Source organism: uncultured Frigoribacterium sp. (genome assembly GCF_963515265.1).
Taxonomy (GTDB): domain Bacteria; phylum Actinomycetota; class Actinomycetes; order Actinomycetales; family Microbacteriaceae; genus Frigoribacterium.
Window position 1 is genome coordinate 1 of the sequence record NZ_CAUPYL010000085.1, and the last position, 10,310, is coordinate 10,310.

General features: G+C 71.9%; 5 protein-coding genes and 1 pseudogene. 3 read left to right on the top strand and 3 right to left on the bottom strand.

The window, feature by feature from the left end:
• On the bottom strand, positions 1 to 2,023 hold a 2,023-nt coding region (locus tag RWM17_RS08535; protein ID WP_314102714.1), incomplete at its 3' end, for an APC family permease.
• 100 nt (positions 2,024 to 2,123) lie between these two features.
• Positions 2,124 to 2,759: a hypothetical protein gene (locus RWM17_RS08540; protein WP_314102705.1), complete on the bottom strand. Its 636-nt coding sequence runs from the start codon at positions 2,757 to 2,759 to the stop codon at positions 2,124 to 2,126.
• Positions 2,760 to 2,837: 78 nt separating this feature from the next.
• On the opposite strand from RWM17_RS08540, the gene RWM17_RS08545 reads away from it, so the two are divergent.
• A complete protein-coding gene (locus RWM17_RS08545; RefSeq protein WP_314102707.1) occupies positions 2,838 to 4,319 on the top strand; it encodes a PLP-dependent aminotransferase family protein in 1,482 nt (493 codons plus the stop codon).
• Between the two features lie 139 nt (positions 4,320 to 4,458).
• On the opposite strand, the gene RWM17_RS08550 is transcribed toward RWM17_RS08545, so the two are convergent.
• Positions 4,459 to 6,147: an ATP-binding cassette domain-containing protein gene (locus RWM17_RS08550; protein ID WP_314102709.1), complete on the bottom strand. Its 1,689-nt coding sequence runs from the start codon at positions 6,145 to 6,147 to the stop codon at positions 4,459 to 4,461.
• A 205-nt stretch (positions 6,148 to 6,352) separates the two neighbouring features.
• Here RWM17_RS08550 and RWM17_RS08555 point away from each other — a divergent pair, with 205 nt between their 5' ends.
• Complete coding sequence (locus RWM17_RS08555) at positions 6,353 to 9,526, top strand: efflux RND transporter permease subunit (RefSeq protein WP_314102711.1); 3,174 nt, start codon at positions 6,353 to 6,355, stop codon at positions 9,524 to 9,526.
• A gap of 509 nt (positions 9,527 to 10,035) precedes the next feature.
• A pseudogene (locus RWM17_RS08560) lies at positions 10,036 to 10,310 on the top strand (hypothetical protein); the annotation flags it as partial.

The window sequence follows — 10,310 nt, forward strand, 5'->3', positions numbered from 1 at the left end:
GACCCGCGCCTCCTGCGGGCACCGACCCGGCCGACCCGGCCGGCCCGGCCGGCTCGAGCGGGCGGCGGGGCAGGGGGCGGATGGGCTCTCCGCGACGGTCCTGGCCGGGGATCGGCCGCGACCGGCGGCCGTAGAGCATCTCGGACGAGTCGAGCAGCCACGGCACGAGCGAGATCGTCACGCCGTGCACGAGCATCAGCTTCTGGCGGATCCGGCGGCTCTTGTGGTTGTGCAGGGCCGCCTCCCACCAGTGGCCGACGATGTAGATCGGCGTGTAGATCGTCACGACCTCGGAGCCGTGCTCGGCCCGGTGCGCCTTGATGTACTTGATCAGCGGCATGCTGATGTCGCGGTACGGCGACGCGACGATGCGCAGCGGCACCTCGATCTCCTGCTCGGCCCACTGCCGCCGCAGCAGCGCGGTGGCCTCGTCGTCGATGCTGACGTGGATCGCCTCGAGCGACTCGTGCCGTGCCGCGATGGCGTAGTCGAGCGCCTTGAGCACCGGCTTCTGCATGGTGCCGACGAGCACGATCGCGTGGTCGCCGTGCGAGCCGAACTGCGTCGTCGCGTCGGGCTCGATCTCGACCCGGACGTCGCGGTAGTAGCGGTTCACGCCGAGCATCAGCGTGAACAGGATCGGCATGATCACGAACACGAGCCACGCGCCGTGCGTGAACTTCGTCACGGTCACGACGATGAGCACGGAGGCGGTGAGCAGGGCCCCGAAGGCGTTGATGCCCCGGGCGCGGTAGACGGCGCCGCGGTCGGCGCAGCCCTCGCGCAGCATGCGGGTCCAGTGCACGACCATGCCGGTCTGCCCGAGCGTGAACGACACGAAGACGCCGATGATGTAGAGCTGGATCAGCCCGGTGACGCTGGCCTGGTAGACGAGCAGGATCGCGCAGGCGACGAGCGCCAGGACGATGACGCCGTTCGAGTAGATGAGGCGGTCGCCACGGGTGTTGAGCGCCTTCGGGGCGTACTGGTCGCGGGCAAGGATCGAGCCGAGCAGCGGGAACCCGTTGAACGCCGTGTTGGCGGCCAGCAGCAGCACCGCCGCCGTGCACGCCTGGATCAGGTAGAAGGGGATGCCGAACAGGGAGCCACCGAACACGGCGCTGGCGATCTGGGCGATCAGGCTGCGCTGAGGCGTGCCCTCGCAGTCGACGAAGCCCTGCAGGTTGCAGGCGTCCTCGGCGTAGTGCACCTTCGCGATCAGGGCCACGGCGACCAGGCCGGCGAAGAGCACGATGGCGATGCTGCCCATCAGCACGAGGGTCTTCTGCGCGTTCTGCACCTTGGGCCGGCGGAACGCGGGCACGCCGTTGGCGATGGCCTCGACGCCCGTCAGGGCCGAGCAGCCGCTCGAGAACGCGCGCAGCAGCAACAGGATGAAGGCGGCCTGCGTCAGCTGGTCCGCCTGGACCGTGTACCCGGCGCTCTCGGCCACCGGCGGGTCGCCGAGGGCGGTGCGGACGAGCGCGATGACGATCATGACGAAGACGCTCGACACGAAGAGGTAGGTCGGCACGGCGAAGGCCTTGCTCGACTCGCGCACGCCGCGCAGGTTGACCGCGGCCAGCGCGATGACGAAGAAGATCGCCAGCTCGACCCGCACAGGGGCCAGCTCCGGCACGGCCGAGATGATGTTGTCCACGCCCGAGGCGACCGAGACGGCGACCGTCATCACGTAGTCGACCAGCAGGGCCGAGGCCACGACGAGGCCGGCCTTCTCGCCGAGGTTGCGGTGGGCGACCTCGTAGTCGCCGCCACCCGAGGGGTAGGCCTTGATCAGCTGGCGGTACGAGGCCACGACGACGAGCAGCAGCACGACGACCGCGACCGCGACCCACGGCGCGAGCGTGAGGAACCCGAGCCCGCCGATCAGCAGGATCATCAGGAGCTCCTGCGGCGCGTAGGCCACCGAGCTCAGCGGGTCGCTGGCGAAGATCGGGAGGGCGAGGTGCTTCGGGAGCAGCTGGCCCTCGAGCTTCTCCGAGGGAAGGGGTTCACCGATCAGCCACCGCTTCGGCGACCTGGTGTCGTCAGTCACGAGCGGCGACTCTACTCCGCGCCGAGGGCCTGTCAACTCGCGGCGGGGACCGGGCATTCCCGATTCGTCAGGCGGCCGTGGGGACCGGACCCGTCGCCGGGCGGGAGGGGTCGGCGACACGTGTCGCACGAGGTGCGAAGAGGGGCAGCGCGAAGGCCACCATCGGCCCGATCAGGACGGCCTCGAGCGCCGTGCCGACGCCGACCTGGCCGCCCAGCAGCCAACCGATCGCGAGCACCGTCACCTCGATCGCCGTGCGGGCGACCCCGACCCGGACCCCGAACCGGCGGTGCAGGCCGAGCATCAGGCCGTCGCGCGGACCGGGCCCGAACGACGCGCCGATGTAGAGGCCGCTCGCGGCGGCGAGCAGCAGCAGGCCGAGCGCGAAGGTCAGGCCCTGCGCCCACCACACGGTCTGCTGCGGCAGCACGTGCAGGCCGAGGTCGGCGAAGGGCCCGACGAGCAGCGCGTTGGCGATCGTGCCGAAGCGCGGCCTCTGGCGCAGGGGGATCCAGAGCAGCAGCACGAGCACGCTCGTGAGGAACACGACGAGGCCGAAGCCGAGGCCCGTCTGCGTCACGATGCCCTGCGTCAGCACGTCCCACGGGGCGACCCCGATGCCGGCGCGCACCATCAACGCGATGGCGACGCCGTAGAGGAAGAGGCCGACGAACAGCTGCAGGAGGCGGCGGGTGAGGAGCATGGACCGATCCAATCGGGCGAGCGGCCTGGTGGCAAGAGTCCAATCGGCCTAGTGTGGCCGCATGAGAGCTGTCGTCGCATGAGCATCGTCACGAGCGGACCGGCCGTGTCGTCACGGGCGCTGGGGGTGCTGCTCGACTCGTGGCGCGCCTCCTCGTCGCCCGGCTACGCCGCGCTCGCCGACCGCATCCGCCTTCTCGTGCTCGACGGCCGGCTCTCCGTGGGCACGCGCCTGCCGAGCGAGCGCGACCTCGCGACGCACCTCGGGGTCAGCCGCACGACCGTCGCTGCGGCCTACGCCGCGCTGCGCGACGCCGGCCACGTCACGAGCCTGCGGGGGAGCGGCAGCGTCGTGCGGCTGCCCGACCAGGCCAGGGCGGCGAGGGTGGCCCGCTCCGCCGACGAGGACGAGGTGCTCGACTTCACCAAGGCGGCCATGCCCGCCGTCGACGGCATCGCGGAGGCGGCGCAGCGGGCTGCGGGACGCCTCGGCGCGTACCTCTCCGAGCCCGGCTACGACACCGTCGGCCGTCCGGTGCTGCGCGAGGCGATCGCCGCCCGTTACCGCGCCAGGGGCCTCGAGACGAGCGCCGACCAGATCGTCGTCACCCTCGGCGCCCAGCACGCCATCGCCCTGCTGGCACGGGTGCTCGTCGGGCGGGGGGACCGCGCCGTGGTCGAGACCCCCGGCTACCCGCACGCGTTCGAGGCGCTGCGGGCGGCGGGCGCCCGGCTCGCGCCCGTCAGCGTGACCGTCGAGGACGGCTGGGACGAGTCGGCGCTGCTGCAGACGCTGCGGCGCACGAGCCCGCCCGTCGCCTACCTGATGCCCGACTTCCACAACCCGACCGGGGCGACGATGCCCGAGGCACAGCGGGTGCGCGTGCTCGAGGCCGCCGCGGACGAGGGGACGATCGTGATCGCCGACGAGACGATGGCCGAGCTCGTCGTCGGGGGGCCGCGGGGCGCCTCCTTCGCCGGTGCCGGTGCCGGTGCTGCCGCTCGGCCGCTGCCGATGGCGGCCTACGGGCCCGCCGTCACGATCGGCTCGGTCGGCAAGTCGCTCTGGGGCGGGCTGCGGATCGGCTGGATCCGGGCCGAACGTCCCCTCGTCGAGCGCCTCGTGCGTGCACGCTCGGCCGGCGACCTCGGCACCCCCGTGCTCGAGCAGCTGATCGTCGCCGACCTGCTCGGCGACATGGACGGCGTGCTGGAGGCGCGCTCCCGGCAGCTGAGGCACGGTCGCGACCGGCTCGTCGCCGGGCTCCGCAGCACGTTCCCCGGCTGGAGCGTGCCGTCGCCGGCCGGCGGCCTCACCACGTGGGTGGGCCTCGGCGCGCCGGTCAGCTCGCAGCTCGTGCTCGCCGCCCGCCGGCACGGGCTGCTGCTCGCGGCCGGGCCGATGTTCGGCGTCGACGGGGCGTTCGAGCGGTTCCTGCGCGTGCCGTTCTCCTACCCGGACGACGAGACCGACCGCGCGCTCGCGGCGCTCGCCGCGGCCTGGGACGGGATCGACGGGGTGCAGGCGCCGCGCGGAGCGCTGCTGGCCGAGGTCGTCTAGCCCGTAGCGGTGCGGCTGCGCGGCTCCGCGGCGGCTGCGGCAGCTGCGCGGCTGCGCGTCACACCCCTGAAACCGCACTGCACCCCCGGATCAGCGGGTGTCGTGCGGTCTCAGGGGTGCAGCTCGTCCGTCGGCCCGCTCAGCGGGCCCGCTGCACCCGCTTCTCGTCCCAGACCGGGCCGGGCGCCTCGTAGACGTCGCCGTCGCTGCCGAACACGAGGAACCGGTCGAACGAGCGGGCGAACCAGCGGTCGTGGGTGACGGCCATGACCGTTCCCTCGAACCGGTCGAGCGCCTCCTCGAGTGCCTCGGCCGAGACGATGTCGAGGTTGTCGGTCGGCTCGTCGAGCAGCAGCAGGGTCGCACCGCTCAGCTCGAGCAGCAGGATCTGCAGCCGGGCCTGCTGCCCGCCGCTCAGCGACTCGAAGACCTGCTCGGCCGACCCCACCAGCCCGTAGCGGTCGAGGGCGCGGCTGGCGGCCTCGCGACCGAGGCCCCGTCGCTCGTCGTCGCCCTCGTGCACGATCTCGAGCAGGGTGCGCCCGATCATCGCCGGGTGCTCGTGCGCCTGCGCGAACCAGCCGGGCACCACGCGGGCGCCGAGGACGGCCCGGCCGGTGTGCGGCACGGGGGCGAGCGTGCCGCCCACGGTCGTCACGTGGCCGTCGCGCGGGTCGGGGTCGGTGCCGCCGCGCGCCAGCAGCCGCAGGAAGTGCGACTTGCCCGAACCGTTCGAGCCGAGCACCGCGATTCGCTCGCCGAACCACAGCTCGGCGTCGAACGGCGCCATCAGCCCGGTCAGCTCGAGCTGCTCGCAGACCACGACCCGCTTGCCGGTGCGCGATCCGGTCAGGCGCATCTTCAGGTCCTGCTCGGGCGGGCGCTCCTGGGGAGGGCCGGCGAGCTCGAACTTGTGCAGACGCGTCAGGGCCGCCTGGTAGCGCGACGCCATGCTGTCCATCGCGGTCGCCTTGACCTTGAGGTTCCGCACCAGGGTCAGGAGCTTCTCGTGCTGCTCGTCCCACCGGCGGCGGAGCTCGTCGAGGCGGTCCATCCGGTCGGCCCGGGCCTGGTGGTAGGTGCGGAACGAGCCGCCGTGGGTCCAGGCGGTGTTGCCGGCCGCCCCGGTCTCGATCGTCACGACGCGGTCGGCGACCCGGCCGAGCAGCTCGCGGTCGTGGCTGACCAGCAGGACCGTCTTGGGGGTCGCGACCAGCGCCTCCTCGAGCCAGCGCTTGCCGGGGACGTCGAGGTAGTTGTCCGGCTCGTCGAGCAGCAGCACCTGCTCGGGCCCGCGGAGCAGCGCCTCGAGCACGAGCCGCTTCTGCTCGCCGCCGCTGAGGGTGGACACCTGCCGCCAGCGAGCGCGCTCCCAGGGCACGCCGAGGGAGGCGGTGGTGCAGGTGTCCCAGAGGGTCTCGACCTCGTAGCCCCCGGCGTCCGCGTAGTCGGAGAGCGCTGTGGCGTACGCCATCTGGGTCTCGGTGACGTCGTCCTCGACCAGGGCGAGCTCAGCCGCGTCGAGGGCGCGCGCGGCGTCGCGGACAGCAGCGGGCGCGATGCCGACGAGGAGGTCGTGGACGGTGCTGTCGTCGCGGACGTGCCCGACGAACTGGTCCATCACCCCCAGGCCGCCGTCGATGCTGATCGCGCCCTCGTCGGCCCTGAGCTCACCCCGGACCATCCGGAGCAGGGTCGACTTGCCGACCCCGTTCGCCCCGATCAGCACCGCGTTCTGGCCCTCGCCGACGCGGAACGAGACCTCGTCGAGCAGCGGCCTGCCGTCGGCGAGTGCGTAGGACACGCGGTTGACGTCGATGTAGCCCATGGGAGGTCTCTCTGTCGCGGTGCCACCGCGGAGTGGGCAGCCGAGCAGGCTATCGGCTCCTCCACGGTCGTGTCGACCGCACCACCTCTGCACAGCGGGCAAGAAAGCGCCGCCAGTTCCCAGAGAGGCTGGTGACAATGGAGGCGCGGTGCACGTCGTCACCGTCGCCTCCTCCGCTCTTCCTCCCTCTCACCACCGGAGCCTCGTGCATCTTCTGTCCGTCTTCAGCCTGCGCAACCGCGCGCTGATCGCCCTCGTCACCATCGTCGTCGCCGTCTTCGGCGGCATCGCGCTGACGTCGCTCAAGCAAGAGCTCGCGCCCAACGTGCAGTTCCCGCAGATCGCGATCGTCAGCTCGTACCCCGGCGCGACGCCCGAGGTGGTCAACGACGACGTCTCGACGCCGATCGAGCAGGCGGTGCAGATCATCCCCGGGCTCGAGGGCACCACCGCGACGTCGAGCACGTCGCAGAGCACCGTCTCGGCCGAGTTCACCTACGGCACCGACCTCGGCGCGGCCGAGCAGAAGATCCAGTCGGCGATCAACCGGCTGACGCTGCCCGACAGCGTCGACACCCAGGTGGTCACCGGCAGCCTCGACGACCTGCCCATCGTCCAGATCGCGGTCACCGGCTACTCGGCCGACGACACCCAGGCGCTCGTGGACCGGCTCACGAACACGACCGTGCCCGACCTGCAGAAGCTCGACGGCGTGCGCGAGGCCTCGATCTACGGCGACGCCGGCCAGCGCGTCGTCATCACGCCCGACAGCACGGCGCTCGCCGCGGCGGGCCTCACCGCGCAGGCGTTCCAGGACGCGCTCGACGCGAACGGCACCCTCATCCCCGGCGGCACGCTGACCGAGAACGGCCAGACGCTCTCGATCCAGGCCGGCCAGCGGCTCACGAGCACCGACGAGGTCGCGGCCCTGCCGCTGCTCGGCGGCACCTCGGCGGTCACGATCGACGACGTCGCCGACGTGGCGCTCAGCGGCGCGCCCGTCACCTCGATCAGCCGTGTCGACGGCCAGGACGCCCTCACGATCGCGGTCACCAAGACGCTCGACGCCAACACGGTCGACGTGTCGACCACGGTGCAGGATGCCCTGCCGTCGCTGGCCGCCGACCTCGGCTCGGACGTCGACCTGTCGATCGTCTTCGACCAGGCGCCGTTCATCCAGCAGTCGATCGACGCGCTGGCAGAGGAGGGGCTGCTGGGGCTCGTCTTCGCCGTGATCGTCATCCTCGTGTTCCTGCTGTCGGTGCGCTCGACGATCGTCACCGCGATCAGCATCCCGACGAGCGTGCTCATCACCTTCATCGGCCTGCAGGCCGCGGGCTACACGCTCAACATCCTCACGCTGGGCGCGCTCACCATCGCCATCGGGCGCGTGGTCGACGACTCGATCGTCGTCATCGAGAACATCAAGAGGCACCTCGCAGGAGGCGACGGCCGCGTCGCGTCGATCACCACCGCCGTCCGCGAGGTCTCGGGCGCCGTCACGGCGTCGACCGTCACGACCGTCGTCGTGTTCCTGCCGCTCGCCTTCGTCGGCAACATCACCGGCGAGCTGTTCCGGCCCTTCGCGCTGACGGTGACCATCGCCCTGCTCGCGTCGCTGTTCGTCTCGTTGACGATCGTGCCGGTGCTCGCGTACTGGTTCCTCAGGGCGCCGAAGGTGCACAAGCACGCGCCGGGGGCGGCGGGCGAGCAGGCGCAGGAGCGCCTGACGACGGCCGCCTCCGACCCGACCGACCCGGCGCCGCTCGACCGGCTGCGCCGCGTCTACGTGCCGGTGCTGCGCGGCACGCTCCGCCACCCCGTCGTGACCCTGCTGGTCGCCGTGCTGGTGCTCGGCGGCACGGCTGCGGCCATCCCGCTGATGAAGACGAACTTCCTCGGGGCGAGCGGGCAGAACACGTTCACCGTCACGCAGACCCTGGCGCCCGCCTCCAGCCTGCAGGTGCTCTCGGACGCCGCCTCGAAGGTCGAGACGGAGCTCGACGGCGTCGACGGCATCGAGACGGTGCAGCTCACGATCGGATCGAGCGGCACCTCCATCGCCAGTTTCTTCGGCGGCACCGGCGACAGCACGGTCACCTACTCGATCACCACGAACGAGGACGCCGACCAGGACGCCCTCCAGGCCGAGGTGCGCTCGCGCCTCGACGACGTCGCCGACGCAGGCGACATCGAACTGACCGCGTCGAGCGGCTTCGGCACGAGCAACGACATCACCGTCGACGTGACCGCGCCCGACCCCGACACCCTGCAGACCGCGACCGAGACCGTGCTCACCGCCGTAGGCGACCTGCCGGGCACGGCCGAGGCCGGGTCGAACCTGCAGGCCGCCCAGCCCGTCATCGGCATCGTCGTCGACCGCGACGCAGCGGCCGACATCGGCCTCAGCGAGGTCGCCGTCGGCGGCATCGTCTCGCAGGCCGTGCAGCCGTTCCGCGTGGGCTCGCTCGAGATCGAGAACAGCTCGGTCGACATCTACACCGTCGACCCGACGCCGCCCGCGACCCTCGACGAGCTCCGCGGCCTCGAGCTGCCGAGCGCGACCGGGCCGGTGCGCCTCGACTCGATCGCCACGGTCGAGCAGACGAACGGCCCCACCTCGGTCACCACGACCGACGCCGTCCGGAGCGCGACCGTCACCGTGACCCCCTCGAGCGACGACCTGTCGAGCGCCGGCACCGAGGTCGACGACGCGATCGCCGGGCTCGACCTGCCCGCCGGGGCGGACGCCGTCGTCGGCGGCGCCGTCGCCGACCAGTCGAACGCGTTCTCGCAGCTGTTCCTCGCGGTGCTCATCGCGATCCTGATCGTGTACATCGTCATGGTGGCGACGTTCCGCAGCCTGGCCCAGCCGCTCCTCCTGCTGGTGTCGATCCCGTTCGCGGCGACCGGCGCGATCCTGCTGCAGCTCGCCTCCGGCATCCCGCTCGGCGTCGCGTCGCTGATCGGCGTGCTGATGCTCGTCGGCATCGTGGTCACCAACGCGATCGTGCTGATCGACCTCGTGAACCAGTACCGGACCCGTGGTCTGCGGGTGCGCGAGGCGCTGCTGGAGGGAGCGTCGCGCAGGCTGCGGCCCATCCTGATGACGGCGACCGCGACGATCTTCGCCCTGACCCCGATGGCGCTCGGCATCACCGGCCACGGCGGGTTCATCTCGCAGCCGCTGGCCGTCGTCGTCATCGGCGGGCTCGTGTCGTCGACCGTGCTGACGCTGGTCGTGCTGCCGGTGCTGTACTCGATCTACGAGGGGTGGCGCGAGCGGCGGGCTGACCGGCGTGCAGGCGTCTCGGACGCCTCCTCGGCTGGGGGCTCGGCCGGAGGCCCGGTCGACGCGTCGGCCGACACCTCGGCGTAGCGACTCGAGAGCGACGAACCTCGGCGGAACACCGCGGAGGTTCGTCGTCTCCGCGTCGGGATCCAGCCGCGGGGTACTCCCGTCTAGCCGGGCGGTGTGCCTCGCCAGCTGAAAGCGAGACAGATCGGGTCGGCGGCGGCCTGCCCGCGGGGATCTCGGGTCTTGTCTCCCTTGATCACTCTCAAATTACGGGCCAGCGGGGATCGCTGACCCGGCCGGGGCGGATCGCTCTCCAGTTGCGGGCTGCGGGGCGGGGGTTCTGTTCCGGGGGAGGGTCGGGTATCGTTGGTGGGTCGGCTCAAGACCGCGCGCCTGTGGCGCGCACGTCCTGCGGCGTCGCTCCCCGGACAACCACCGGAGGCGACGGGCGGGACACATGAGGGTTTGTACGTCTTGTGGGCCGGATTCACGACGGATCTCGTCGGGATGAATTCACGTATGTGAACGGTCCTGGTCAATGGCTGCCCGGGTATTTCTTCGCGTCATCGCACAAGCCCGGAAAGAACACCATGCCCCCCTACGACAAGACTCCTTCACGCTCGCGAGGCACCGACCCGCACCGCAAGCCGGGCTCCAAGAGCTCCTCGCACCGCGGCCACCGCCCCGACGAGGCCGGCGCCCCCGAGCGCAAGAACCGCTGGAACTCCGACGCCCGCGCCGAGCGCCGCGGCGAGGCCCCCCGCAGCGGCAGCAGCCGCCCCAACTGGGAGCCGCGCGAGAAGACCTCGAACAGCCGCTTCGCCCCCCGCGACCACGACGCCCGCAACGCCGAGCGAGGCCGCGA